This is a genomic window from Sphingomonas sp. (genome assembly GCF_036402235.1).
Taxonomy (GTDB): domain Bacteria; phylum Pseudomonadota; class Alphaproteobacteria; order Sphingomonadales; family Sphingomonadaceae; genus Sphingomonas.
In genome coordinates this window covers 26689-51574 of sequence record NZ_DASWTG010000032.1, presented here as the reverse complement: position 1 = coordinate 51574, position 24886 = coordinate 26689, and the positions used below count along the sequence as shown (strand labels likewise).

29 protein-coding genes and 2 pseudogenes are annotated in these 24886 nt (G+C 67.2%); 17 read left to right on the top strand and 14 right to left on the bottom strand.

Annotated features, from left to right (window positions below):
* Window position 1 precedes the first annotated feature (1 nt).
* The 3 genes from VGD28_RS06875 to VGD28_RS06865 form a co-directional block, all read right to left on the bottom strand.
* Window positions 2-889 carry a phytanoyl-CoA dioxygenase family protein gene (locus VGD28_RS06875; RefSeq protein WP_331027590.1) on the bottom strand — a complete coding sequence of 296 codons (888 nt, stop codon included), beginning with the start codon at window positions 887-889 and terminating at the stop codon, window positions 2-4.
* Window positions 889-1497 (bottom strand): acyl-homoserine-lactone synthase, encoded by a 609-nt coding sequence (locus VGD28_RS06870; protein ID WP_331027589.1) that lies wholly within the window; start codon window positions 1495-1497, stop codon window positions 889-891. The genes VGD28_RS06875 and VGD28_RS06870 overlap by 1 nt, the downstream gene beginning before the upstream one ends.
* A 74-nt stretch (window positions 1498-1571) precedes the next feature.
* The gene (locus tag VGD28_RS06865) at window positions 1572-2315 is read right to left on the bottom strand and encodes a LuxR family transcriptional regulator (protein ID WP_331027588.1); all 744 of its coding nucleotides are present in this window, start codon (window positions 2313-2315) and stop codon (window positions 1572-1574) included.
* 211 nt (window positions 2316-2526) lie between these two features.
* Here VGD28_RS06865 and VGD28_RS18665 point away from each other — a divergent pair.
* A pseudogene (locus VGD28_RS18665) lies at window positions 2527-2727 on the top strand (transcriptional regulator domain-containing protein); the annotation flags it as partial.
* Between the two features lie 76 nt (window positions 2728-2803).
* The gene (locus VGD28_RS06860; protein WP_331027587.1) at window positions 2804-3319 is read left to right on the top strand and encodes a DNA -binding domain-containing protein; all 516 of its coding nucleotides are present in this window, start codon (window positions 2804-2806) and stop codon (window positions 3317-3319) included.
* Between the two features lie 22 nt (window positions 3320-3341).
* Here the strand turns inward: VGD28_RS06860 and VGD28_RS06855 are convergent, their stop codons facing one another.
* On the bottom strand, window positions 3342-4355 hold the full coding sequence (locus VGD28_RS06855) for a hypothetical protein (RefSeq protein ID WP_331027586.1): 1014 nt from the start codon (window positions 4353-4355) through the stop codon (window positions 3342-3344).
* Between the two features lie 281 nt (window positions 4356-4636).
* The gene (locus VGD28_RS06850) at window positions 4637-5347 is read right to left on the bottom strand and encodes a hypothetical protein (RefSeq protein WP_331027585.1); all 711 of its coding nucleotides are present in this window, start codon (window positions 5345-5347) and stop codon (window positions 4637-4639) included.
* A 624-nt stretch (window positions 5348-5971) separates the two neighbouring features.
* Here VGD28_RS06850 and VGD28_RS06845 point away from each other — a divergent pair.
* From VGD28_RS06845 to VGD28_RS06835, 3 genes and pseudogenes are all read left to right on the top strand, one after another.
* On the top strand, window positions 5972-6940 hold the full coding sequence (locus VGD28_RS06845) for an ArdC family protein (RefSeq protein WP_331027584.1): 969 nt from the start codon (window positions 5972-5974) through the stop codon (window positions 6938-6940).
* Window positions 6937-7331, top strand: a pseudogene (locus VGD28_RS06840) (DUF2958 domain-containing protein). Before VGD28_RS06845 ends, VGD28_RS06840 begins: the two are co-directional and overlap by 4 nt.
* Before the next feature lie 104 nt (window positions 7332-7435).
* A complete protein-coding gene (locus tag VGD28_RS06835; RefSeq protein ID WP_331027583.1) occupies window positions 7436-9238 on the top strand; it encodes a ParB/RepB/Spo0J family partition protein in 1803 nt (600 codons plus the stop codon).
* A gap of 37 nt (window positions 9239-9275) precedes the next feature.
* On the opposite strand, the gene VGD28_RS06830 is transcribed toward VGD28_RS06835, so the two are convergent.
* The gene (locus tag VGD28_RS06830; RefSeq protein WP_331027582.1) at window positions 9276-9671 is read right to left on the bottom strand and encodes a thermonuclease family protein; all 396 of its coding nucleotides are present in this window, start codon (window positions 9669-9671) and stop codon (window positions 9276-9278) included.
* Window positions 9658-9873 carry a hypothetical protein gene (locus tag VGD28_RS06825; RefSeq protein ID WP_331027581.1) on the bottom strand — a complete coding sequence of 72 codons (216 nt, stop codon included), beginning with the start codon at window positions 9871-9873 and terminating at the stop codon, window positions 9658-9660. The genes VGD28_RS06830 and VGD28_RS06825 overlap by 14 nt, the downstream gene beginning before the upstream one ends.
* Window positions 9874-10262: 389 nt before the next feature.
* Here VGD28_RS06825 and VGD28_RS06820 point away from each other — a divergent pair, with 389 nt between their 5' ends.
* From VGD28_RS06820 to rlxS, 6 genes are all read left to right on the top strand, one after another.
* The gene (locus tag VGD28_RS06820; RefSeq protein WP_331027580.1) at window positions 10263-10562 is read left to right on the top strand and encodes a DUF736 domain-containing protein; all 300 of its coding nucleotides are present in this window, start codon (window positions 10263-10265) and stop codon (window positions 10560-10562) included.
* A gap of 138 nt (window positions 10563-10700) precedes the next feature.
* Window positions 10701-10928, top strand: a complete 228-nt coding sequence (locus tag VGD28_RS06815; RefSeq protein WP_331027579.1) for a helix-turn-helix domain-containing protein — start codon at window positions 10701-10703, stop codon at window positions 10926-10928.
* On the top strand, window positions 10925-11503 hold the full coding sequence (locus tag VGD28_RS06810; RefSeq protein WP_331027578.1) for a S26 family signal peptidase: 579 nt from the start codon (window positions 10925-10927) through the stop codon (window positions 11501-11503). The genes VGD28_RS06815 and VGD28_RS06810 overlap by 4 nt, the downstream gene beginning before the upstream one ends.
* Window positions 11491-12078, top strand: coding sequence for a lytic transglycosylase domain-containing protein (locus VGD28_RS06805; RefSeq protein WP_331027577.1), 588 nt, complete (start codon window positions 11491-11493; stop codon window positions 12076-12078). The genes VGD28_RS06810 and VGD28_RS06805 overlap by 13 nt, the downstream gene beginning before the upstream one ends.
* 221 nt (window positions 12079-12299) lie before the next feature.
* The gene (locus tag VGD28_RS06800) at window positions 12300-12656 is read left to right on the top strand and encodes a hypothetical protein (protein ID WP_331027576.1); all 357 of its coding nucleotides are present in this window, start codon (window positions 12300-12302) and stop codon (window positions 12654-12656) included.
* Between the two features lie 255 nt (window positions 12657-12911).
* The gene (gene rlxS / locus VGD28_RS06795) at window positions 12912-14873 is read left to right on the top strand and encodes a relaxase/mobilization nuclease RlxS (protein ID WP_331027575.1); all 1962 of its coding nucleotides are present in this window, start codon (window positions 12912-12914) and stop codon (window positions 14871-14873) included.
* A gap of 73 nt (window positions 14874-14946) precedes the next feature.
* Here the strand turns inward: rlxS and VGD28_RS06790 are convergent, their stop codons facing one another.
* The 5 genes from VGD28_RS06790 to VGD28_RS06770 form a co-directional block, all read right to left on the bottom strand.
* Window positions 14947-15783, bottom strand: coding sequence for a trypsin-like peptidase domain-containing protein (locus tag VGD28_RS06790; RefSeq protein ID WP_331027574.1), 837 nt, complete (start codon window positions 15781-15783; stop codon window positions 14947-14949).
* Window positions 15783-16022: a hypothetical protein gene (locus tag VGD28_RS06785; RefSeq protein ID WP_331027573.1), complete on the bottom strand. Its 240-nt coding sequence runs from the start codon at window positions 16020-16022 to the stop codon at window positions 15783-15785. Before VGD28_RS06785 ends, VGD28_RS06790 begins: the two co-directional genes overlap by 1 nt.
* A 245-nt stretch (window positions 16023-16267) precedes the next feature.
* On the bottom strand, window positions 16268-16486 hold the full coding sequence (locus tag VGD28_RS06780) for an Hsp20/alpha crystallin family protein (RefSeq protein WP_331027572.1): 219 nt from the start codon (window positions 16484-16486) through the stop codon (window positions 16268-16270).
* A gap of 339 nt (window positions 16487-16825) precedes the next feature.
* Window positions 16826-17095: an usg protein gene (locus VGD28_RS06775; RefSeq protein WP_331027571.1), complete on the bottom strand. Its 270-nt coding sequence runs from the start codon at window positions 17093-17095 to the stop codon at window positions 16826-16828.
* Complete coding sequence (locus VGD28_RS06770) at window positions 17092-17328, bottom strand: hypothetical protein (protein ID WP_331027642.1); 237 nt, start codon at window positions 17326-17328, stop codon at window positions 17092-17094. The genes VGD28_RS06775 and VGD28_RS06770 overlap by 4 nt, the downstream gene beginning before the upstream one ends.
* Window positions 17329-17579: 251 nt before the next feature.
* Between VGD28_RS06770 and groES the strand changes: the two genes are divergently transcribed.
* Window positions 17580-17894 (top strand): co-chaperone GroES, encoded by a 315-nt coding sequence (groES, locus tag VGD28_RS06765; protein WP_265119197.1) that lies wholly within the window; start codon window positions 17580-17582, stop codon window positions 17892-17894.
* 48 nt (window positions 17895-17942) lie between these two features.
* On the top strand, window positions 17943-19562 hold the full coding sequence (groL, locus tag VGD28_RS06760; protein WP_331027570.1) for a chaperonin GroEL: 1620 nt from the start codon (window positions 17943-17945) through the stop codon (window positions 19560-19562).
* Between the two features lie 95 nt (window positions 19563-19657).
* Here the strand turns inward: groL and VGD28_RS06755 are convergent, their stop codons facing one another.
* Window positions 19658-20581, bottom strand: coding sequence for a LysR family transcriptional regulator (locus tag VGD28_RS06755; protein ID WP_331027569.1), 924 nt, complete (start codon window positions 20579-20581; stop codon window positions 19658-19660).
* 90 nt (window positions 20582-20671) lie between these two features.
* Here VGD28_RS06755 and VGD28_RS06750 point away from each other — a divergent pair, with 90 nt between their 5' ends.
* On the top strand, window positions 20672-21520 hold the full coding sequence (locus tag VGD28_RS06750; RefSeq protein ID WP_331027568.1) for an arylamine N-acetyltransferase: 849 nt from the start codon (window positions 20672-20674) through the stop codon (window positions 21518-21520).
* Between the two features lie 278 nt (window positions 21521-21798).
* On the opposite strand, the gene VGD28_RS06745 is transcribed toward VGD28_RS06750, so the two are convergent.
* Window positions 21799-22704 (bottom strand): sigma-70 family RNA polymerase sigma factor, encoded by a 906-nt coding sequence (locus tag VGD28_RS06745; RefSeq protein ID WP_331027567.1) that lies wholly within the window; start codon window positions 22702-22704, stop codon window positions 21799-21801.
* A gap of 155 nt (window positions 22705-22859) precedes the next feature.
* On the opposite strand from VGD28_RS06745, the gene VGD28_RS06740 reads away from it, so the two are divergent.
* The 3 genes from VGD28_RS06740 (at window position 22860) to VGD28_RS06730 (ending at window position 24881) form a co-directional block, all read left to right on the top strand.
* The gene (locus VGD28_RS06740; RefSeq protein ID WP_331027566.1) at window positions 22860-23315 is read left to right on the top strand and encodes a carboxymuconolactone decarboxylase family protein; all 456 of its coding nucleotides are present in this window, start codon (window positions 22860-22862) and stop codon (window positions 23313-23315) included.
* 424 nt (window positions 23316-23739) lie between these two features.
* The gene (locus tag VGD28_RS06735) at window positions 23740-24276 is read left to right on the top strand and encodes a dihydrofolate reductase family protein (RefSeq protein ID WP_331027565.1); all 537 of its coding nucleotides are present in this window, start codon (window positions 23740-23742) and stop codon (window positions 24274-24276) included.
* The gene (locus VGD28_RS06730) at window positions 24273-24881 is read left to right on the top strand and encodes a TetR/AcrR family transcriptional regulator (protein WP_331027564.1); all 609 of its coding nucleotides are present in this window, start codon (window positions 24273-24275) and stop codon (window positions 24879-24881) included. Before VGD28_RS06735 ends, VGD28_RS06730 begins: the two co-directional genes overlap by 4 nt.
* Window positions 24882-24886 lie beyond the last annotated feature (5 nt).

Below are 24886 nucleotides of genomic sequence, written 5' to 3'. Positions count from 1 at the left end.
CCTAGCGGCGCTGTCCGGCGACATGCGCCTCTATCAGAGCCTGCTGGTCCTGTCGCAGTGCGTCGATCGCGCCGATTGAGGGCACTTGGTGGTCCTGCAGCAGGATTGACGGGCACTGACCTTCGTAATTGCCGAGGTTGGGGCGGTGCTGGCGATAGCCGACAAGGCGCGCGAGTTCTGTCGGGAAGTGCCGTGCGGTCTCGGGCGGATAGGCGAGCCACTGATTCTCGTAGGGCTTGAGCCAGCCGAGGCAGTAGCTGACGATCGCGCCGCGGCGGATCGTGAAGCTGCGGTTGCCTCCGGCGCCGTGCAGCGTCGAGCCGAGGAAGAGCAGCGCGTCGCCGGGATCCATCTCGATCGCGATCGGGGTCGTGTCCGGGTTGGGCTCGAGCGCCCCGGAGCCGTGGCTGTCGGGCCAGACGAGCGTGGTGCCGTTCAACTCGCGATAGGGCGTGAACGGCCACATCACGTTGAGCAGATACTCGGTCTCGCCGATCGCGCCGCGCCACATGTCCTGGTCGCGGTGGGGCAGTTGCGGCAGCGCGCCCGGGTGGAGCGCGATTGCTTGCGTGAGGTTGAGCTGCAGGCAATCGCACCACGGGCCGAGGATCTCGTTTGCGACGGCGAGGATGTCGGAATGCATGGCCAGAGCGGCCGCGTGCTGGCTGCGCGCAAGCAGCCGGCCGAACCGCTTCGTCCGTTCGCCATAGAAGCCGCCCTGGCAGAAGGGCGTTTGCGCGAAGGCGGCGGCGAGGTCGCTGTCGAGCGCATGGATGGTGTCTGCCGGGATGGCCTGCTTGATGACGGTGTAGCCGTGCTCGCGAAGCTGCCGGACGGCGTCGCTCGCCGCATCGGCATGTGGCGCCGGGGATTTGGGCTGGGTTGCCATCACGCTGCCTCCGCTTGCGGAATGTGGGTGGCTGGCAGGATGCCGTTCGCGGCGAGCAGCGCGGGCGTCTCGGGCTCGATGTCGATCCTGAGCGCGCCGAGCATCATCCCGCCGATCGCCCTGGGCGCGCCCAGGGGCCGGGCGTTCCAGCCGAACGCCAGGATCTGCTCGAGCCAACCCTGCTCGGCGACGCCGGTGTAGGTCGTGATGCGGTGCTCGAGCGCGTAATGGGCGAGACCGGTGACCAGCGCGTCGCGCCAGCGCCGCCGCTCGGCGGCCCTGAGGCTGCGGTCGAGGCAGAAGCGGGTGATCTCGTAGGTGGCGGGACCTGTGGGTGGAGAGCCGTCGCACAGCTCGGCGAACAGCGTGTCGAGAATGTGCGGCCGCGTCGTCGGCAGCAGTCGCGCCGAGGCGAGATGGTTCTGGTTGCCGTCGGCGAGGATCAGGTAGCGCGCGTGGGTGTCGTCGAACTGGTCGAGCTCGTATTTGCCGGCGAGGACCGGCACGTCCCAGCCGAGCAGGTCGACGAACACGCGCTTCCTGGCCTCGAACATCGCGCGCATCACCGCGTCGCTGGCGGCGCTGCGATCGTCCTGCGTGAACAACATGGCGGTGCTCCCGTGGTGGAGCCCGGATGCTGTGCCTGGACGTCGGCGGTGGCCACTCCCCAGAACTGGGGAGTTTACCGCTTGAGCGCATCGGTGAAGGTGAGCGCCCCGTCATAGAGGGCGTGGATCGCAAGCTGGGTCCGGTTGGTGACCCCGTAGCGCTTCCGGGCCTCCTTCATGTGTTGGGACGCCGTGTCATGCCCGATGCCGAGGATCTGCGAGGTCTCCCAGTCCGACTTGCCGCGCGCGGCCCAGTAGATGCAGTCGCGCTGCCGGTCGCTGAGCCGCGGCCGGTCCTGGTCGGTACGGCGGACGCCCGACAGGCGTCGCGCGCCCTCGAATGCGGCCGCGCCGACGAACTGCGCGAGCGGCAGCCATTCCGTGCGGATGGTTCGCCCGTGCGCGGTCGCGAACGAGCAGGAACCCGCCGACTCTCCGGGGATGTGGGCAGGCACCGTGAAGCCGTCGGCAAGACCGACGCGCCTGGAGCGCGCGAGGATTTCCTCGTCGCGCCGGGTCAGCACGATCAATTGGGGGAGCCTGGACCAGGGAAACCCGACATTGGTCAGATGGCTCGCGCGATGCACCGGGTCGGAGGGACCCAGTCGCTGGGCGTCGAAGAATTCCTCCCATTCGAGGGGATAGTTGTGGATGCGGATCGCGGGCTGCGGCGCCCTCGGCATGTCGACATGATGCGACAGCGCGAAGAACTGGCAACCCATCTCGCCCGTGATCGCGTCGAGCAGGTTGCTGAGCTCGTCGATGCTCTCTGCAGCCTCGACCGCCAGTGCGAATTGTTGCGCCGTCGCGATAACCATAGGCGATGCCATGCCGATGCTGGACGCGCCCCAAGCCGCAGCGTCCTTGCCCCAGCCATGCCATGCCTGCACGCGCCGCTTTCCCATCGGCACCGCGACCGGCTCGAAAGGTCGATTCTGATACTGTGTTCGCGGGCGTCGCGCAAATTTGCATGGCAGTGGCGTGGGGGACGCGTTTGTCATCCATGGGCATTGGCGCGGCGGGCCGGCGATGGGGCCGGCTCCTGAGGGTCGTCCGGACTGGCGGGACAGCGCGCCGTACTGCGCGCTGATCGGTATTGACCGCGCCGGTCTCGCCTGGGAATGGCTGCGCCGCGATCCCGCCTATGCGGTGGTGAGTGCGCGGCTTCGCCGGGTCGGCGTCGGCGCCGCCGCGCATCTCGAGATGGAGGCCGACGCCCGGGCGTTCGGCCTGTGCTTTCGCCGAGGATGCCGGTCGGCCTGCGCCCGCCGCGCGTTTGTTGTGGCATGCGGACCTCGATCCATTCGTGCTGCAGGTCCGCGCCGTGCCGGCCGAGGGCTCGGATCCCGAGGCGATCGATCTCGCCCGCTTAGCCCGCTGGATGACGATCGTGCGCGGGGGCGACCGCGAGCATGTCGCCCTGTCCGATGGCTGGCATCGCATCCGCATCGATGTGGTCGAGGGGACGCTGGTCGAGGAAGGCCCCGCCCGGCTCGACTATCTGCTGTCGGGACTGACCCGGGTAGACGCGCATGTCCTGACCCTGCGGCGCATGCTCGGGCTGTGGCGTACCGGGCGATTCGCGCGGATGCTGTACCCGCCCGAGCCGGGACTGCCCCGGCGGCTCGAGACACTGCGCATCGGGGATGCACTCGCGGACGGCGCTTCATATCGCGAGATGGCGGTTGCGCTCTATGGCGAGGAGCGGGTTCGTGCCGAGTGGAAGGGGCGGTCCGACTTCCTGATCACCCGGGTGCGTCGGCGCGCGGCCGAGGCGCGGCGCATGGCAGCCGGAGGGTGGCGGGCGCTGCTGGGCAGCTGAATTGCCCGCGCGATCGCGCCGCCTACCACCGCATCGTGTAGCCCGCGGTCAATTCGAAAGGATCGTCGAGCAGCAAAGCCCACAGGTCTCTTACTGCGGTCTGAAGGGGGCCGGAGTCAGTGACTGCAACGGGAAGCGCGCCGTGCATCAGGTCGTTGCGCTGAGCGCGGGCCAGTTGAAGGCGCTGCTCGAGATAGCTGCTGATAAGTCCGCCATCCTTGAGTGCGGTGAGCTTGCCGGCGAGGTTCAGCTTGTTGAACGCATTGTTCGACAAGACCGCGAGGCTGTGCGGCCTGGTGGCGAACGACTTCGGGGGCTGCCCGCCGACTAGGCCATAGGCATGGAAGACCTCGGTGACGAGCGCCTCGGCGACCGAAAAGTTGATCGCGAAGCTCGCCGGCGCATGCTGGGCATTATGCAGGATCGCGGCCTGGTAGTTCATCGCCATGCAAGTCTCGAGATTGACATGGCTAAGCTCCGCGGCCCGGCTAGCGAGCGCGCTGGTGAACTGCCTTGCCGCCACGAGAGTGGTGCCGGGAACCGTTCGTGCCCGCCCAGCGGCCATCGCCGCGACCTTCGGGCCGAGCACCCGGTTGGTATAGGGTGTGCGCTCGACAGCGAGGGCGTCGCCGCGCTGCTCGTACACCAACATGTCGTTCATGCCGACGTTAAGCGCTCCCGACAGGCTGGTGTGCTGGAGCGCGGCGATCCGCCCGAACAGCGCCGCCGCGATGAAATTGGCGAACAGCAGCCGGCGCCCTTGCAGTGCGACGATCTCATCCCGGCGCTGGGTGACATGGTCCGGGATCGCACCAGCGCCGACGATGTCGAGCTGTTCGATTGATTGCAGCGGACCGCTATCGAGGAACTCCAACCCTATCGCACCGATCGCGGTCACCAAGATGTTGGCGGTGTCGGCGTAGCGAAAGGTCTCAGCTATCGTAAACGGCGCCTGGCCAGCGGTGTCGGTGAAGACTAGATCGGCATTGGGCAGCACCAGGATGCGCTGCACGAGTGTCCTGGACGTGATCTGCATCGATCGTTTTTAGGCGCTCTCGGGTCGGCTGCGAGCCCAGGCAGCTTGATATCAACATCGGCTCGCGCCCGGATCAGCTTTCCGCTTTAAAGGGCCTGCGCCGCCGGGTGGGCTTGCCGGCGGCGAAGGGTGTGTCGGTGTCGTGAGAAGCGCCGGCCCACCCGACTTCAACGTGATGAAGGGGCGAGGCCGTCAGCCCAGCCCGCGCCGCGCCTTCGCTTCCTCGCGTAGCGCCTCGATGAAGCTCCAGTCCTTGTCGCCGTCCGGCATTCTATGACTCGCTAGCGAACGGTCAGCGCTGCGAGCGACGAGTCAAGCTGCTCTGGCAAACCGACGGTGTCGAGGATCACGTCGAGCTCGATGTTCCGCTGTGGGGGTAGCTTTCTGGCCGCGACGGTCATCGGCACGTTTCCGGCGAGATAAGCTGCGTAGATCCAAGCGACCCCGGCCGCGGTCACCGTCTGATAGGGGCCATACTCGCCTTCGTGCTGGTTGAAGAATCCCGTGGCGTGGCCAAGCTCGGTGAGAATGCCGTCCTTCAGGAGTCCGGCTTTCGTGAGAAATGTCGACCGGAACTTCGGCGTGCTAGAGCCTGCGAGGCGATCGCGCAGCCATTTGAGGTCGCGCGATGCGTGCGGATCGAGCGCGCGGATCGTCAGGGCACGCCGGGCATCATGGGCAGAGGTCGCGCCTTTAACGAGCTGGATCTGCGGGTCCAGGTCATCCTTCTCGGCGATGGGGTATGAAGATCCGTCCTCGAATAGGAAGGAGAGACGGCCTTTTGCATCCGAGGTCCAGTTGATGCCTTGGGCGTCGAGGTTCGAGGCGACAGCGATCGCCTGCTCCAGACGATGGACGTCGGATTTGGCCTGCATCTGCCGGCGAAGATCGCGCGCCGCCCTGCCGGGATTGCTGTGACGGTCGGATCCTTCTCGTTCGGCTCCAAGGCGAGCATTTGCGAGATCGGAGTGAAGACGTTCGAGCGGTGTCATGGGAGCCTTCAGTAGAGGCGCGCCAGCCGGATGTCAGGCACCTTGAGCATTCGTCTGTCGTGCCGAGGTGCATGCCCCTGGCGGTGCGGGGCGCCTCGCAGCACGATGCAGGTCGGGCGCGGGTTCGGTGGTGCGCACGCTGCGGCTGCAGGCAGCCACAGGGTTCGCGCCTCTCGTTTGCCCGCGCGGCACACTTGCCTTGGACCGTGGGGGCGCGGCGGCGGCTGGCGCACGGGGTTGCGCGCGCACGCCGTCGCGCCGGCGGTGTCGGCAAGAGTGCCTTCATTTGTTGGGCATCGCTGTTCCGCGACCACGCTCTACGGCGCTTCGCGCCGCCGGGCCGCTTTGCGTCCCGGCCTGGCGGTGACGATCGCTGGCGCAATTCTGCGGACGCTGCGCTGCGCGCACCGGCGTTGAGTGTGGCCGATCCCGGATGCGCGGGATGGCCGGCGCGCCCTTCTGGGCCCGCTCGGGCGGGGCGCAACCCGGGCCTTCGCCCGGGTCCTCCACTGTCGTTCCAGCCTGCGGTGCGCCCCGCCCTCAAGTCGCGGGCCCGTCCGGGCTTCCTCGCCGCCCACCCCGCTTTCCGGGGTCGGGTGCGGATTTTGGACGAGGAGGCCGGTCATGGGCAGGAGTGGCGGACGTCGGGTGCGTGGAGAGGCGAGCGGGAGCGAGGTGCGCGCGTCGCTCTATGACGAGGTGACGGGACGGATCGTCGCCGAGCTGGAGGCCGGGCGCTTCCCATGGGTGCAGCCCTGGGATGCCGCCGCCGCGGTGCCGGGGCTGCCGCGCAACGCCGGTTCGGGGCGCGCCTATTCGGGGATCAACGTGCTGATCCTCTGGGGCGAGGTCATCATGCGCGGCTATCCCTCGCAGGGCTGGCTGACCTTCCGGCAGGCGCTGGAAGCAGGCGGCTGCGTGCGCAAGGGCGAGCATGGCGTGTGCGTCGTCTATGCCGACCGGTTCATCCCCAAGGAGGCGGATAAGGGGACGCTCCGGGGGAGCGTCACCCCGCCGAACGGGGATGAACCGCCCGAGAAGGCGATCCACTTCCTCAAGCGCTTCACCCTGTTCAACGTCGCGCAGTGCGAGGGGCTGCCCGAGCGGATGCTCGCCGGTAGTCCGCCTTTGCCGCCGCGCGAACTGGTGCCGGTCGCCGAGGCGCTGATCGAAGCTTGCGGCGCCGACTTCCGGATCGGCGGCGCCGAGGCGTTCTACTCGCCCGGCGGCGACTATGTGCAGGTGCCGCCGCAGCCCGCTTTCCGGCACAGACAAGACTATTACCGCACCGCGCTCCACGAGCTTGGCCACTGGACCGGGCACGCCTCGCGGCTGGGCCGCGACCTGTCCAACCCGTTCGGGAGCGCCGGCTATGCCCGTGAGGAACTGGTCGCGGAACTCGCCTCGGCCTTCCTCTGCGCCGCGCTCGGGATCGAGCCGAGCGTGCACCATGCCGATTATCTCGGGTCTTGGCTGGCGGTGCTGCGAGCCGACAATCGCGCGATCTTCCGTGCCGCGAGCCTTGCCAGCAAGGCCGCCGACTATCTGCTCGGCTTCCAGTCGCAAGCTCCGGCGATGGGAGCGGCGGCATGACCCTCCTCACCCCCGAGCTTCGCGCGGCGCTGCGCCTCGCCGCCAGCAGCGAGGCCACGGACAAACGCCCGCTGGTCAAGCTGTTCAATCCGCTGTCCGCCGCGACATGGCGAGCGAGCTGGGCGAGGACGGCGACACGCTGTTCGGCCTCGCCGATTTGGGGCTAGGCTGTCCGGAACTCGGCTATTTCTCGCTTTGCGAGATCGAGGCGCTGCGCCTGCCCTTCGGGCTCCGCATCGAGCGCGACCTGCTCTTCGCGACGACGCTTGGCCTGTCGGAATGGGCGGCATGGGCGCGCAAGGCCGGGTCGATCCTGTGGGCCGAGGCGCTGATCGCGCGGGCGAGTGCCACGGCGAGAGGCCTTGCAGACGGGTTTCCGCCGTCCGGGTGACGGAGGGAAAGGCGCGCGGCGCGCCGTCCCGCCGCAATCCCGAAAGCCGGTCCCGCCCCACTTCTCAAGATGAAACGGGCCCGGCGCTCACAAGGAGCAGTCCCATGAAACTCGAATTCATCGCGCTCGACAAGCTCTATGTCGACAAGGCCAATATGCGCTTCGCCAAGCGCCCGCCCGATGTCTCCGACATCCTGCCGAGCGTGCGCAAGCGCGGCATCCTCCAGACCCTGATCGTGCGGCCCGGCGAGGAGGACCGGTTCGGTATCCTCGCGGGTGCGCGGCGCTTCCGCGCCGGCGAGATCGTCGCGGGCGAGCGCGCCGAGGGCGAGGCGGAACCCGAGCCCTTCCTCCTCCCCTGCGCGATCCTCGAGGCGGGCGACGATGCCGCCGCCGTCGAGGCGTCGCTGATCGAGAACATGGCGCGGCTCGACCCCGACGAAGTGACCCGCTGGGAAACCTTCGTAAGGCTGGTCAAGGAAGGCCAGTCTCCGGAGGAGATCGCCGACACCTTCGCGCTGCCCGTCCTCGCGGTCCGGCGCACGCTCGCGCTCGGCAATCTGCTGCCGCGCATCCGCGACCTCTACCGGCATGACAAGATCAACGCGGCGACAGTGCGCCACCTCACCCTTGCCAGCAAGGCGCGGCAGAAGGACTGGCTGGCGCTGTGGGACTCGCCCGAGGCGCATTGCCCGCTCGGCTGGCAGCTGCGCGGCTGGCTGCTCGGCGGGCAGGCGATCTGCGCCCGCTATGCGCTGTTCGACGTGGATGCGAGCGGCGTGGCGCTGGTCGCCGACCTGTTCAACGAGGAACGCTACGTCGCGGACCCCGACGCCTTCTGGACCGCGCAGAATGCCGCGATCGAGGCGCACCGCGCCGCCTATCTGGAGGCGGGCTGGACCGGTGTCGAGATATCGCCGCCGAACGAGCATTTCCAGCATTGGGAATATGAGAAGGCGCCCAAGCGCAAGGGCGGGCGCGTCTATATCGACGTGCGCGCCAGCGGCGAGGTCGTGTTCCACGAGGGCTATATGAGCCGCAAGGAAGCGAGGCGTCTTGCGCGCGGCGAGCAACCGGAAAGCGAGCGGCCCAAGGTCGTGCGCCCCGAGATCACGGGGCCGATGCAGACCTATATCGACCTGCATCGCCATGCCGCCGTCCGCGCCGCCCTGCTATCGCGCCCCAAGGTCGCGCTCAGGTTGATGGTCGCGCACGCCATCGCCGGCTCGCACCTGTGGCGCGTCGATACCGAGCCGCAGGAAGCGCGCAGCGACGCTATTGCCGAGTCGGTCGAGACCTGCCGCGGCGAGACGCTGTTCGACGCCAAGCGCCGCGCGGTGCTCGGCCTGCTCGGCTTCGATCCCGAGACGCCGACCGTGTGCGGCGGGCGCGTCGAGGGCGCGGACGGGGACCGGCTGACGGCGATCTTCATGGCGTTGCTCGGCCTCTCCGACCGGGTCGTCATGGACGTCATCGCGGTGCTGATCGGCGAGACGCTCGCCGCCGGAAGCCCGGCGGTCGAGGCGGTCGGGCTGGAGCTGGGCCTCGACATGGCCCGCTGGTGGCAGGCCGACGGCGCCTTCCTCGAGTTGATCCGCGACAAGGAAGTGCTCGGGGCGATCGTCGCCGAGGTAGCGGGGGACACGGTCGCGAGCGCCAATGCCGGCGAGAAGGGCGCGGCGCTCAAGAAGATCGTCGCCGACCATCTTGCCGGGGCCGGTGGCCGGTCCAAGGTCGAGAACTGGGTGCCGCGCTGGATGGCCTTCCCGCCCGCCGCCTATACGGCGCGTGGCGGCGTCGGCACCGTGCGCGCACACGCCAAGGCCGAGGCGGCGCGGCCCGCGCCCGAGCCGGAGCCGGAGCCCCTTCCCGAAGCCACGCCCGAACCGCAGGCGCTTGCCGCCTGAACCTCCTGCGGGGCGGCGATGCCGCCCCGCCTTTCCCTCATCTGCCGCACCAATCGGGCCTGGGCTTGCCGCGCGGCCACCAGCGCGCCGCGCCCTTCTCGACCAGCAGCGCCGCGACGTCGCGCCCGTCCAGCCGGACACGCGCGACCGTGCGGTCATAGCTGCGCCCGACGCGCTCGATCCCGACCCTTCGTCCCTTGAGCAGTGCGATCGCCGCGCGGGTCGCGGCCTTGCCGCGCGCCAGCTCGGCGCGGCACCGGGCATTGCCGGGCTGGGTCTCCGGCGCATCGATCCAGGCGATGCGGATGCGCTCGCCGCTCTCCAGCCGGAAGGTATCGCCGTCGGTTACCCACGCGACCACCCCCGACTGCGGCGCCGGCGCGGCGCCGGAAAGGATCAGCAACAAGGGCGCCAGCAACTCAATGCGCGGCACGCCGGATCACCTTCTTGGTCGCGCCGCAGAGCGAGCAGGCATCGATCCTGCGCTCGAACCCGCCTTGCCCCGCGAGCTCGCGGGTCTTGATGTTGGCGTGCTGCCTCACGCTCAGGCCCAGCCGCTCGGCGATACAGTCGTCGCACACCGGCTCGGGCGACAGCCGCTCGATCAGTGCCCGCACCTGGTCCAATACCGTCATGTCGTTCCCCCCGAACCGGCAGTTGTAGCGTGCCGATCGGCGTGACGCAGCCCGGATGCGGCGAGCCGAAAATGTCGAGGCGAGCCGTACCGATCGGCGAGTTTCGGCATCCCCTCCGACGTGCGCAGCCGCATGCGGCCTCTTTCACGATGGCGGTCTGGCACCGCGCGGCCGGGCTCAAGCAACGGCGTCGCCGGCTTTCTTCCCCGGCTTGGGCGCTTCGCGCCCGGCGCCTTCCTCGCGAGGCAAGAAAGCCTTGCTTTGGCCGTCCTTCGCTCACGCTGCGGCCCGGCCTTGGCAGACCGGGTGCATGCCGGCCGCTGGCGGTGCCGGATCGACGCCATCGAGGCCGCACTGGCGCGGCTTCGAGCACGAGAAGGAGACGCATCATGGCCACCATCGGCAGCTTCACACGTGACGACAACGGCGTGTTCACCGGCACCATCCGGACCCTGACGCTCAACGCCAAGGCGAGCATCAAGCCCTCGAGCAAGGATCACGACAAGGCACCCGACTACCGCGTCACGACCTCGGCGGGCGTCGAGTTCGGCGCCGGCTGGACCAAGGTCTCGCGCGAGGACCGGCCCTATGTCTCGGTCAAGCTCGACGACCCGTCGCTTCCCGCGCCGATCTACGCGACGCTGGTCGAGGGCGAAGGCGGCACGCACAACCTGATTTGGTCGCGTTGAGCAGCAAGCGCCCCGCGCCCCACCCGGCGCGGGGCGCACCCCTCCGGGGTGTCGAAATCGCACCCTGCCCTTTTCGACACTCCTTCGCCGGCGCCCCGACGCGCATCCCGTCGCAATCCACAACCACGGGAACGCGCCATGGACAGGAGCAGCAGCGATCGGGCCGACCTCGCAAGACACGGCTCGCCTTTCCTCAGCCCGCAACAGGCCGCGGCCTGGCTCCAGATCTCGCTGCGGCACCTCATGCACTTGCGCGTGACCGGCGAAGGCCCGCCTTTCCGCCGCCATTGCCGGCGCGTCCAATACCATATCGACGACCTCGAGGCGTGGAGCCGCGAGACCGCCGCGCGGAGCATCCGGCCATGAAGGCCGTCAAGCCGCGCGCCGAGATGCCGCTGCTCGCATGGGGCGATACGCGCCATGCCCATCGCCAGCGCCGCCTCCATCACCTCCGCCTCGCCATCCTCGGCGGCGCGGGCCTGGTGCTGCTGGCCGCTCCCCCGATCTACTCGCCTTCGCCGAGGCTGGTCTGGAATGCGTCCGCAAGCGCGACGGTCGGGCTCTACTGGGTCTGGCCGGGCGACCGGGCGAAGCGCGGCGAGATGATGATTGCGCGAGTGCCGGAGCGCTGGCGCGCGCTCGCCGCCGAACGCCACTACCTTCCGGCCAACGTACCGCTGGTCAAGCGCGTCGCCGCCGCGCGCGGCGCCCTCGTCTGTGCGTCAGGGGCCCGGATCCTGATCGACGGCAAGCTCGCGGCGACGCGGCTCGGCCATGATCGCGCCGGGCGGCCGCTGCCCTGGTGGCAGGGCTGCCGGCGGCTCGCAGAGGGCGAGTATCTGCTGCTGATGGACGCGCCGGGCTCGTTCGACGGGCGTTATTTCGGGATCAGCCGCGCGCATGATCTCGTCGGCCGGGCGAGGCTGATATGGCGGCGCTGAGCGTGCTTGCGCTGACGCTGGCGGGGACTTCGCCATCGGCGAGCGACGTCGCACGCTGGTCGGCCGAGATCGACGCCGCGGCGCTTCGCTGTGGCATCCCGGGCGAGTGGATCGTGCGGGTGATGCGGGCCGAGAGCGGTGGCCGCACGATGCTCGGCGGCCGCCCGATCCGCAGCCGCAAGGGCGCGATCGGGCTGATGCAGCTGATGCCGGGGACATGGGCCGAGCTCCGTCGCGATCTCCGCCTCGGCGACGATCCCGACCTGCCCGCCGACAATATCGTCGCCGGCGCCTGCTATCTGAGGCGCATGTACGATCGGTTCGGCTATCCCGGGCTGTTCGGCGCGTACAATGCCGGGCCCGGCCGCTACGCCGCCTGGCTCGCGGGCGAGGCCATGCTCCCGGGAGAGACGGTCGCCTATCTGCGCAGCGTCGGTGCGCGCCCGGCCGTTACCGCGGAGCCGCCCGAGGCGCCGCCGGCGACCCTGTTCGTCGTGCGCCGCGAGGCGCCGCCGTCGTCCGTCGCAGGGCCCTCGACCCCGGCGATGTTCGTCCTTCGCCGCGAGGTGCCGTGACGTGGAGAGGCAAGGGAGGGCTCGTCGTGAAGCCCCAGCATGACGGCTGGCGAAGCGGCTCTCAAGGCCCGCGGGTACCCCCCGATTTGCTGCGCAAATCGGCTCCCCCCGCGTCCGCTTCGCGGCGCCTGCGCTGGCGCTCCGGCGGCCCTGACACCCGCTTCGCCACCCATCCCGGAAGCCTCGTCCTCGATGGTGGGGACCGCAAGCGGAGACAGATCATGGCACAGCTGCAATCCATCTCGAACGCGGCCGATCGCGTGATGACGGCACTGGTTTCGGGTCTCGAGCAGGAGTTCGGGCACAGCGCGGGAGCGGCATTGGCGCAGCGTTTCCTTGCTGCCGAAGAGGTCGATTTCCACTGGGATGCGCGCCTGCAGGAGCGCTGGCTCGGCTTCTACCATGGCAGCGAGGAGGCGGGGATCGAGCTCGACCGGGTGCGTATCCTCGGCCGGATCGACGGGCACTGGTTCGTCGCGATGATGCTCGTCGACGGCGACGGCAATGCGCACGGCATGTTCGGAAAGCGCAGGTTCGCGCGCGCGGATCGGGCGCGGCGGGCGTTTGCGGATGCGTGAATCGCTCGTCTTTCAGGGCCGGGATGCGCTGTCGGCGAGGCAGCGTGTCCCGACTTTCTTTTTGCGCCGAGGGGTAGGCAGGCAGGAGGAAAAGGGAAAACAAGATAAAGGCAGTGTCTCGCGACACTGCATAAGCGACTGTCTGCACATCCTTTTTCTGCGAGATACGACGCACGCGGCGCGAGACGGGCTTCGGAGGAATGGCGGAATTCCGCGGGTTTCGGCCGGGTTTCGCGAGATTCCGGGAGGCAGGCGGTGAGCGACGACGAGTTCACGCCCAGGCTAGGCAAGTCGAAGGGCGAGGATGGCAAGCGCCTCGTCAAATATGGCGGACGGGTGCTCGCCGCCGCTCGGCTAGCCGGCAGCAAGACCGGCGTGCTGACGCGGCGCTTCGACGGCAGCCGGATCGGCCGCGGCGCGAGCATCGGCCGGCTGCTCTCGAGCCGCGATCGCCTCGCCGGCTTCCGGGCGCGCCGGGCGATCGTCAAGACGCGGCTCGTGCGCATGGCCGGGAACGGCTTCGCCGCGGCTCGCGCGCATCTGCGCTACATCCAGCGCGACGGGGTCACGCGGGAAGGAGCGCCGGGCGCGCTGTACGGGCGCGAGACCGACCTCGCCGACGGGAAGGAATTCCTCGAGCGCTGTCGCGACGATCGCCACCAGTTCCGGTTCATCGTCTCGGCCGAGGACGGCGCCGAATATCCCGACCTCAAGCCCTATATCCGTCGGCTGATGGCGCAGGCCGAGCATGACCTCGGCACGAGGCTCGACTGGGTCGCCGTCGATCATTTCAACACCGACCAGCCGCACACCCATGTCATGCTGCGCGGCGTCGACGATCGCGGCAAGAATCTCGTCATCGCGCGCGAGTATATCGCTCATGGCTTTCGCGAGCGCGCGGCCGAGCTTGCCACGCTCGATCTCGGCCCGCGTACCGACCGCGAGATCCAGCAGCGGCTGCGGCGCGATGTCGAGCAGGAACGGCTTACCGCGATCGACCGGCGGCTGCTGCGCCGGATGGATGCCGCGCGGATCACCAGCCCCGCGCATAACGACCCGTTCCAGCAGGCGGTCGCGACCGGGCGGTTGCGCAAGCTCGGCGCGATGGGTCTGGCCGCGAATCTCGGCGCCGGCCGCTGGCGGCTCGCCGACGGACTTGAAGACACGCTGCGCCGGATGGGCGAGCGCGGCGACATCATCCGGCTGATGCAGCGCGAGCTGACCGCGCGGAGGCTGGAGCGCGCACCGGCCGATCGCGTCATCGAGGGTGAGCTGAACGCGCCGATTATCGGGCGAGTCATCCAGCGCGGCTTCTCCGACGAGCATCGCGACCGCCACTATCTGATCGTCGACGGGATCGATGGGCGCGTGCACCATCTGGACATCGGCCGCGCAGCGGCGACCGAGCCGACGCCCGAGGGCGCGATCGTACGCATCGCGCCGCGCAGCGCCAGCGCGCGCGATGTCGATCGGACCATTGCGGAGATCGCGCGGGAGAATGGCGGACGCTATTCGGTCGCCCTGCATCTCCGGCACGATCCGAGCGCCAGCCAGGCCTTTGCCGAGACGCACGTCCGCCGGCTGGAGGCGATGCGGCGTGCGGGTGCGGTCGAGCGGCTGTCGGACGGCGGCTGGGACATTGCGGCCGACCATGTCGAGCGGGCGGCCGCGTTCGAGACGCGGCAGCTGCGCGATCGTCCGGTGGCAATCGAGATGCTGTCGGCGGCTCCGCTCGAGAGACTGCACGGGGCGGACGCCGCCACCTGGCTCGACCATGCGATCGCTAGCTCCGAACCCCTGGTGTTGCGCGACGCCGGCTTCGGCCGGGACCTGCGCGACGCCCTCGCCGCCCGACGTCAGTGGCTGGTCGAGCAGGAACTGGCCGAGGCGGAAGGCGGCGGCGTCAGGATGAAGCGCAATGCGATCGCGCTCCTGCAGCGCCGCGAGCTGCTGCGCGTCGCCGGAGAGATCGGGAGCGAGCTTGGCAAGGACTATGTCGAGGCAGCGGACGGGGCACGGATCGAGGGCAGGCTCACGCGGCGTCTAGAGCTGACGAGCGGACGCCATGCCCTTGTCGAACGAAGCCGGGAGTTCACCCTGGTTCCATGGCGGCCAGTAATGGAGCGGCATGTGGGAAAGCCGGTCGCGGGGATCATGCGAAGCGAAGGGATCCACTGGCAGCTCGGCAGAGGACGTGGCGGGCCCCAGATCTCCTGATTTGGGAAAGTCTGCGTCGCGTCTAAAAGTCGTCGTTGAGAGTGCTGGAGCTAGCATCCGGAAGCCGCCGCGCTTATCGGGCATTCCTTCGCGGCAGTTTCGCGCCGGTAATCCGCTCGACCACGCGCCGCGCCACGTCCGAAGGTACAGCGAGGCCGATGCCGACATTGCCGCCGCCCGGCGCGACGATTGCGCTGTTCACGCCGATCACCTCGCCGCGCATGTTGATGAGCGGCCCACCCGAATTGCCCGGGTTGATCGGTGCGTCGGTCTGGACATAGCGCGGCCCGCCGCCGGAGGGGCTGCGGAGCGCGCTGACGATGCCGGCGGTGACGGTCTGGCCCACTTCGAACGGGTTGCCGATCGCGACCACATAGTCGCCGACCTTGGTTTGCGCGGATTCGCCCAACGGGAGCGACTTGAGGCCGCGGGCCGAGATGCGAAGCACCGCGATGTCGGTGCGCGGATCGCTGCCGAGCAGCTCCGCCTCGACCTGGCGGTCGCCGATGCCGACCGCGATCGCACGCGCATTGGCGACGACATGGTGATTGGTCACCACCAGACCCCGCGAGGCATCCACCACGAAGCCGGAGCCTGCCGAGATGCGCGGCGCCAGCGCCTCGTCCGGGACGCCGAGGAAATAGCGGTAATAAGGATCGCGCAGCAGCGGATTCTGAGCATAGGGCGAGGATTGGAGGACGGCGATGTTGACCACCGCCGGCGCGACGCGCTCGACCAGCGGTGCGAGCGACAGCCGATTGAGCGGCATCGAGTCGACCGGAATGGGCTGGGCGACGGCGGGCGCGGGCGCGCCTTCCTTCGCAATCAGATTCACAGCCGCGCCCCCGGCGAAGCTCCCGGTCAGCGCCAGCGCGAGCACGGGACCCAGGCCCGCCGTTCGCCGAGCCATCAGAGCAGGTCCTCCATCTCGAGCGGGTCGCGCTCGACCTCGGCGGCCGACTCGAGGATCGCGCAGAGCCGCGCCACCCTGGGGCCCGCGGCTCCCGCATCGCTCGGCACGGTATCGTCGGCGCGCACGCGGCAGACCGCCTCGACCAGTTCGCCGGGTGTCGGCGTCGCTTCGAGGATCTCGACCAGGAACCGGTCCGGGATCGGCCCAGTGATGGCGATCACGTCGCTGCGAGTCATGGCGTTTCTCCCATGGAGTCAGTTCCAGGTGCGGACCGCGACACGGTCGATCTCGTCGCGCTCGTCGGCGACCCAGCGACATATGCGTTCCGCGGTCGCCCGAAAGGCGCGCGCATCGCCGGATTGAGCTCTGTCGCGATGCGCACCGTGGGAAACGGCCTGTGGAGCCGGGTGCGGTTGCTCTTGGTCCATCCTCTTCATCCCGACGAAGCGCGCCGTCCCCCTGCCGGCGCGCCTTGCAAGGATCAGTGGTGCGTCGCGCTGGTGCCGATCGGGATGCGCCGGCCGCGGCGCGATTCCTGCGACCTTGGCACGTGAACGGTCAGCACGCCGTCGCGGAAGTCCGCTTCTTCGTCGGCGCCGTCGGGCAGCGCGACCGAGCGTTCGAAGCGCCCGTAGTAGCGCTCGGACCAGCCGCGGTCCTTGTCCTCGTGCGCGCTCTTCTTCTCGCCGCGCAGCGTCAATACGCCGCAGCACCCGGTGGAGCATGGCCGCGTTGCTCGCCGCCTTGGGCAGCTCGCGCCGCGCGAATCGCTGGAGCCGATCGACGTCGCGCCGCGGGATCGCGATCTCGATGGGCAGGCCCGGCAAGGCCTCGGGAGACGTTCCCTGGGCGCTTTTGCCGGCAGCGAGGAAATGATCGAGCAGCCGCTTGCGGTCGGCGAACGTCCAGCCAAGCGCCTCAAGTTCGACCGGACTCACCGACAGCAGCGCGAGCGCGAATTCCATGACGTCATCGAATGGCAGCACGATATGTACCGCCCGTCCGCCGCGCTCGCGCCAGCGCCGGAGCAGCGTGCGGCTCATGGGATTGATATGACGCCGTCGACGGCTTGCCACTCGGCCGGGCGGATCAAGCGCTCATGTTCGATCCGCACCGAATGGAGTGCAGCCTCGATCTCGCGCCGCCAATGATCGAGGAAGCCGAGCAGCACCGGAAAATCGGGGGCCAGATCATATTCCTGCCATACGAACAGCTGCAGCAGCGAAGGGGCGTCGGGGCGGTAATAGTGGATCTCTGCCAGGGTCTGCCCATAGCCTTCGAGCTGAACCAAAAGCGCGCGGTCGGTCACTGGATGCGCGCTCCCTCGTCCGTACAATCGAGCTCGCGCAGCGCCGCGAGCACTTCGTCGATTGGTACCGGATGCGGCAGCTCGGGCGGCTTGCGGAGCGCCGGCTGCGACTCGACCGCGAAGCGGTCCGACGCCCATGATGCCAGCACCATGCGCTTGACCTCGGGCATGATCGCCGAGTGCGCGACAACGTCCTTGGGACTCCTGAACGGAAGACGAGCGCTGGTCGACACGCGAAACCTCCTTTCCTCAGTCGCTCCTTTCCAGCGGGCACGAACGCCCGACGGCGAATATTTGTTGAACCTTGTCAGCGGCTTCAAGGACGATGTGGCGCAAAAAAGATCTTGGCACTCCCGGCGGGAGAGTGCTAAATAATCCGCGCGGGTGTCCGGGAACGGTTGTCCGTCCCCCGGCTGCCTGCGGCTGTCGTGCCGCATTCGGGCGGCAGCCTTTCACGAACATTGTCAGCAACTGGAGGTTATGCATGCATTTCCGCCCCTTGCACGACCGTGTGGTCGTCCGCCGCATCGAAGCCGAGGAGAAGACCTCGGGCGGCATCATCATCCCCGACACCGCGAAAGAAAAGCCGCAGGAAGGCGAAGTCGTCGCCGTCGGTCCGGGAAACCGGGACGACAGCGGCACGCTGGTGGAGCTGTCGGTCAAGGCCGGCGATCGAATCTTGTTCGGCAAATGGTCGGGCACCGAGGTCAAGATCGACGGCGAGGATCTGCTCATCATGAAGGAGAGCGATATCCTCGGCGTGATCGAGACGATCGCCGAGCTCAAGCAGGCGGCGTGACCGCTCATCCCTCAATCTTCAGGAAGGACACGGAAAGGAGTTGGCCAGATGGCTGCCAAGGAAGTGAAGTTTGCGTCGGACGCGCGTGATCGCATGCTGCGCGGCGTGGATACGCTTGCGAACGCAGTGAAAGTGACGCTGGGGCCCAAGGGCCGCAACGTCGTGATCGAGAAGAGCTTCGGCGCACCGCGCATCACCAAGGACGGCGTCACGGTCGCCAAGGAGATCGAGCTCGCCGACAAGTTCGAGAATATGGGCGCGCAGATGCTGCGGGAGGTCGCGAACAAGCAGAACGACCAGGCCGGCGACGGCACCACCACCGCGACCGTGCTCGCCCAGGCGATCGTGCGCGAGGGTTCGAAGGCCGTCTCCGCGGGCATGAACCCGATGGACGTCAAGCGCGGCATCGACATGGCGGTGAGCGCAGTGGTCAAGGACCTCGAGGCGCATGCGAAGAAGGTCAGCGCCAATAGCGAGATCGCGCAGGTCGCGACGATCTCCGCCAATGGCGATGCCGAGATCGGCCGTATCCTCGCCGAGGCGATGGAGAAGGTGGGCAACGAAGGCGTGATCACGGTCGAGGAAGCAAAGAGCCTCGAGACCGAGCTCGAGACCGTCGAGGGCATGCAGTTCGACCGCGGCTATCTCTCGCCCTATTTCATCACCAACACCGAGAAGCTCCGCGTTGAGCTGGATGATCCGTACATCCTGATCCACGAGAAGAAGCTCTCGAACCTCCAGGCGCTGGTGCCGCTGCTCGAGAAGGTGGTGCAGTCGGGCCGGCCGCTGCTCATCATCGCCGAGGACGTCGAGGGCGAGGCGCTGGCGACGCTGGTCGTCAACAAGCTGCGCGGCGGCCTCAAGGTCGCGGCGGTCAAGGCGCCCGGCTTCGGCGATCGCCGCAAGGCGATGCTCGAGGACATCGCGATCCTCACCGGCGGCAACGTGGTCAGCGAGGATCTCGGCACCAAGCTCGAGAACGTCACCGTCGCGATGCTCGGCCGCGCGAAGAAGGTCGTGATCGACAAGGACAACACCACGATCATTGACGGGGTGGGCACCAAGGCCGACATCGACGGCCGCGTCGCGCAGATCCGCCAGCAGATCGAGACGACCACGTCCGATTACGACCGCGAGAAGCTCCAGGAGCGGCTCGCCAAGCTCGCCGGCGGCGTCGCGGTGATCCGCGTCGGCGGCGCGACCGAGGTCGAGGTCAAGGAGAAGAAGGATCGCGTCGACGACGCGCTCCACGCCACCCGGGCGGCCGTGGAGGAAGGCATCCTGCCGGGCGGCGGCATTGCGCTGCTGCGCGCGCTGAAGGCGCTCGATGGGCTCAAGGCGGCCAATGACGACCAGCAGTCCGGCATCGACATCGTCCGCCGTGCGCTGCGCGCACCGGCCCGACAGATCGCCGAGAATGCCGGCGAGGACGGTGCCTATATTGTCGGCAAGCTGCTCGAGCAGAGCGACTACAACCAGGGCTTCAACGCTGCCACCGGCGAATATGAGGACCTGGTCAAGACCGGCGTCATTGATCCGGCGAAGGTGGTCCGCACGGCCCTGCAGGACGCCGCATCGGTAGCTTCGCTGCTGATCACGACCGAGGCACTGGTCGCCGAGCTTCCCAAGGAAGAGAAGCCGGCACCCGTGCCGTCGATGGACTATTGATCCAAAAGGGGGCGGGCCGGCTCGCGCCGGCCCGCATTTCGTCCAGGTCTCGTCCGCAGTCCCGCCGGCGAAGGCGTGACAGCATGCGGCACCTCTCAATTCGGCAGCCACGCCTCGCCGCTCACATGCCGCCGCAAAGCGGCCCTGAATGCCTTAGCAGCGGGGCCAAAGGGTTCGTCGATGCGGTGGGCAAGATAAGCTTCCATCGAGACGGCTCCGTCGCGGCCGAGCGCCCTGGTCGCGAGGCGGACCAGCCGACCCTCGCGTAGATCGCGTTCGACCTGCCAGTGGGGAAGCCTGCCCCAGCCGAGGCCGGCCAGGATCATCGCATGCTTGGCATCCTGGCTGCTGACATGACAGATCCGGTTCGAAAGGACGCCGAAAGTCTTTCCTTGGGAAAGGGATGATGGATCGGTCTGGACGATCTGCAGGTGGTCGGACAACACGGCCGGGTTCACGTCGATGTCCGGCAGCCTCGCGAGTTCGTGGTCAACAGAGACCACGGCGATGTGCTGGACGGCACCAATCGCCTCTACGGCAATGCGCGGATCGCGGAATTCCTCGCCGACCATAATCGAAAGCTTGCAGCGCTTCTCCAGTAGCGCAACAAGCGGTCCGCCCAGCGGCTCGACGGCCAGCCGGATGGCGACCGAGGGGTGCTCGACTCGCATGTCGCGCAGGGCGCATCCCACCACCGACAGTGGAAACAAGGTGTCGACGGTGAGGGTCAGTTCGAGCTCGAGCCCCTCGCCAAGGCCTTTCGCCCGGGCACGTAGCGCGTCAACGCGGAGCAGGACCTCGCGTGCATCGGCGAGCAAGGACTCTCCTTCGGGGGTCATGGTCGGGCGATGGCCAGATCGATCGAACAGCCTCACCCTCAACTGCTGCTCGAGATTGGCGATGGCTTGGCTGACGGCGGATTGCGCCCGCGAGAGGTTTGCGGCGGCCGCGCGGAAGCTCCCGCGCTCGACCACAGCAACGAACATGCGAAGCTGATCGAGGGAGAGAGGGTCGAGCATGATCGCTCCTGCTGATCGAACCTATCAGAATTTGAGCACTTCTGCCGATCGATATCCGACCGATATTCCTTCGCCAAGGAGAAGTTGCGCATGACCCCAACCAGACAAACGGCCGCGACGAATGACGGCCATCACTTTGATATCGCCGCGTATTGCGCTCGTGTCGGCTATTCTGGCGATCTGGCCGTCAGCGCCGACATGCTTCGCGCGCTCCAGGCAGCACATATTGCCGCCATTCCGTTCGAGGCGATCGACGTGCTCGTCGGCGATGGCGTGAGCCTGGATCCCGCTGTCATCGAGGACAAGCTCGTGCATCGCCGCCGCGGGGGTTATTGCTACGAGCAGAACGGACTGTTTAGCCGCGCGCTCGAATACATCGGCTTCGCAGTGGAGCCGCGTATCGCGCGGGTGCTCTGGGGCGGCGTCGGCGACGACCAGTTCCAGCCCCGGACGCACATGGTGCTGCTCGTCGAAGCTGCGGGAGAGCAGTGGCTGGTGGACGTCGGTTTCGGCTCGGCTGTACCGACCGCGCCACTTCGGTGGACCAGCGAGATCGCGCAGGATACCAGGCTGGGCCAATATCGTCTTATGCCCACCTCCTTCGGCCGGCGGCTCGAGCTCGAAACGGACGGCGGATGGAGGGCGCTGTATGAAGTGCTTCTCGAAGTTCCTCAGCGGGAGGATTTCGAGGTCTCCAACTGGTTTACCTCCACGCACCCTCAATCGCCTTTTCGGCGCAACCTCATCGTTGCGCGCGCCACCCGCGACGAGCGGATCATCCTCTCTGGCTCCGAACTGACTTTCCGTTCCGTGGGACACGATACTCGAAAGGAAAAGCTGGACCTTGCCGGCTTAGAGATCGCTCTGCGGGAATTTTTCGGCCTTTCTGTCGAACCGCGCTGGAGATCCACGCTCGCGCAATTGGTCCTGCGGTCCTGATCGTAGAAGGCCCCGCCAGCCCACTTTCGACAGTCATCCAGCAAGTCCCGCCAACCAGAGCTGATTCTCTGTCGCGATCACCCGTGCGGCGGCTATGCGCCCGATCCCGGTCATTCGGCATCGTCGAGCCGTTGCCTGAAACCTGCCATACGTTCGGCTTCGGCCCGAACGGCAGCTATCGAGGACCCTGAAGCGGAGCTGCCGCTCGTGTGCCGTCACCCCTCCTGAAAACGATTCTTGATCGGCGATCGTCCCACTGCGCGCCGCTTCCCTGCAACCTAACCGGCGACACAATCGGGCGATGTGAACTTTTGCACCCGTGTCAGCTTTTCCGGATTCCTGACGATGTAGACCGCGATTATGCGACCATCCCGAATATCAAGTGCGGTCGTCTGCAGCACGCCTCCGCGATCGATACTGATGTAGCCGGGGAAGCCATCGATCGTTGCGGTGCGCAGCAATGTTGGCGGCACCGCAGCCTTTCGCCTCACGCCAGCGAACAGCCGCAGTGCGCGCTCGATCCCTCGAATGACGTTGCGGAAGGCCAGGACCTTGCCGCCGCCGTCGGTGTGTATCTCAACATCCTGCGCCAGCAGTTCCGACAGCGCCGCAGTATCGCCATCGCGCGCAGCTGCGAAGAACGCGCGCGCGATCCGCTCGCCTTCCGCTGCTTCGACCGTGTAGCGAGGACGCGCGTCCCGAACATGTTTGCGCGCGCGCGAGGCAAGTTGACGCACGGCGGCCGGCTCGCGACCCAGCGTCACCGCGACCTCTCCGAGCGCCATGTCGAACACATCGTGGAGCAGGAAGGCTGCACGCTCGAGCGGCGAGAGACGTTCCATTGCCAACATCAGCGTGATCGTGATGTCGTCCGCGATCGACTCGTCAGGCTCCTCCACACCGATCAGCGGCTCGGGTAGCCAAGGACCGATATAGGTTTCGCGGCGTGTCCGGGCGGATTTCAGCCGGTCCAGGCATAGGCGGGTGACGACGCGTGTGAGGTAAGCGGCCGGCGTATCGATTCCTCCCTTAACTGCAGCGAAACGCAGCCAGGCATCCTGTACAACATCCTCCGCCTCGCTGATCGAACCAAGCATCCTGTAGCCGAGCCGCACCAAGCGTGGGCGTTCGCGCTCGAAGTCATCAATTCTCAGGTCCTGCACCACCCAGCCCGCCTCGCCCATTCATCGTTGCCCGTCACATCTGTGACGAGGCAGGCCGACAAGTTGTGACATCATCAGGCGCGACCGAAAGAAATTCTCGATTGGATGTCACACCCACGCGGTGTGCCTCGTCATGCCCGATAGCGCCGATCGTTGGCGCCTATCGAGGAATCACCATGACCGTACAGGCACGTTTGAACTGGTATGAAGTGGCCCCGAACGGGGCAAAGGCGCTCTTCGGCATCCATCACTATCTCCTTCATGAAACCGGCCTGCCGGAAGAGTTGATCCATCTCGTCTTCCTGCGCGTCTCGCAGATCAATGGCTGCGCGCACTGCATCGACATGCATACGCGCGACCTGCTCAAGTCGATGGCAGCCGACAAGGTGGCGCTCGTGCCGGTATGGGCGGAGGTGCCGCACCTTTTTCCCGATCAGTATCGCGCGGCGTTGGCCTGGGCTGAAGAGGTAACGCTGGTCAGCGAGACTCATGCGTCGGACGAGGCTTATGCCGCGGCAGCCGCGGCGTTCGAGCCCAAGGACTTGGTCGATCTCACCCTCACCATCGCGGCGATGAACGCGTTCAACCGTCTTGGCGCGCCTTTCCGCCTTCCAGTCAAGGCGAAGCCCTAAGGCGGTCACGATCTGACACCTCTTCGGATCCGAGCCCGTTGGCTCCGCCGTAACCAGCGCTAGCGAGGCTAGCTATTGCTCACGTTGACTGCCCGTCGCGAGAAGGCGCGGGACGGTGAACGCAGGGGCAATGTAGACGAACTTCCTTTTTTTATGAGCCAAGCGGTCATCGCAACAGCGGAAATTGGGTCGAGACCGGGCCGCTTCGGTCGGTGATGATCAACGGCAGCTTATCGGCTCGAACTTTCCCAGGCTGTCAGGCAGGAAACCACCTGACAGCCGACGCCTGCCGCATCGATGTGACGAGCTTGGCCGAAGGTCCGGGATCGGGTGGAAAGCCGCGAGTCCGCTACTGGGCTCCGGTTGGCGGCAAAGTTGCCATCATACCCTCTCCTATTTATACGATGTATAAATAGGAGAGGGTATGATCACAGGTCACGTCTTCATCGCCACCAGCCTGGACGGCTTCATCGCGCGCGAAAACGGCGAGATCGATTGGCTGCTACAGCATGATCAGGCTGGCGAGGATCACGGCTATGATACGTTCATCAGAGACATCGACGTCATCGTGATGGGCCGTGGGACGTTTGAAGCTGTCCGGGGTTTGGGGGACTGGTTCTACAATCGCCCAGTGCTGGTCCTGTCATCGACGCTTGCGAACCAAGCGGTTCCGGCCGAACTCGATGGAAAGGTGCGCTTCACGGGCAAGTCGCCAAGTGAGGCGATGGCTATGCTTGAAGCAGAAGGCTGCCGGCGCGTCTATGTCGATGGCGGGCGTGTAATTCAGTCGTTCCTCAGGTTAGGCATGGTCAGCGATATGGTGATCACGCGCGTACCGCTTCTGTTGGGCACTGGCAGGCCGCTCTTCGGCGGTGTGCAGCGCGACATAGCGCTGACGCATACCGGCACGAGGTCGTTTCCGTCGGGATTGGTCCAGTCCAGCTACACGGTCATGCAGTGACCACGAGAGGCCGGGGAAGACCGTCGTCAATCGAGGAAAGCGCCTTCTCGGCGAAGATCCTATCCAAGGCCCTGGAGGTGCTGGACACCGAGGGCCTCGGGGGCCTTACCATGCGCGCGTTGGCGACGCGTGTCGGTATCAGCCCCATGACGATCCACTATCACTTCAAAGACCGTGATGGCTTGATCAAGGCTCTGGCTAACCACGTCTATTCAGATGTCGCGGCGCCGGAAACGGGTGACGTCCGCTCGCGTGCCGTCGGGCTGCTCACGGCTTACTGCGCCAAGGTGGTTCGGCATCCGGCGCTTGCGCTGGCGATCTTCAGTCGGCCTGCCGTTTTCCCAGACCATGCCAAGCGGATAACTGCTGATCTGACGGGTCTCCTCGGAGCCCTTGGCGCCCCGCCCGAGCGGGCCTTGCTGTGGGTGCATATCCTCGTCGATTATACGCACGGCGCCGCCTTGGCTGTGGCTATGCGGGACGAGGCCGGACCGCCTCAGTCTCCGATCGACTACGCTGATGAAGGCTATGAGAGGGGTGTGGCAGAACTGCTGGGCGCGCTCGACCAGTTGGTCCTGCCGTCGCAACTTGGCGGCTCGGCCTAGGCTTC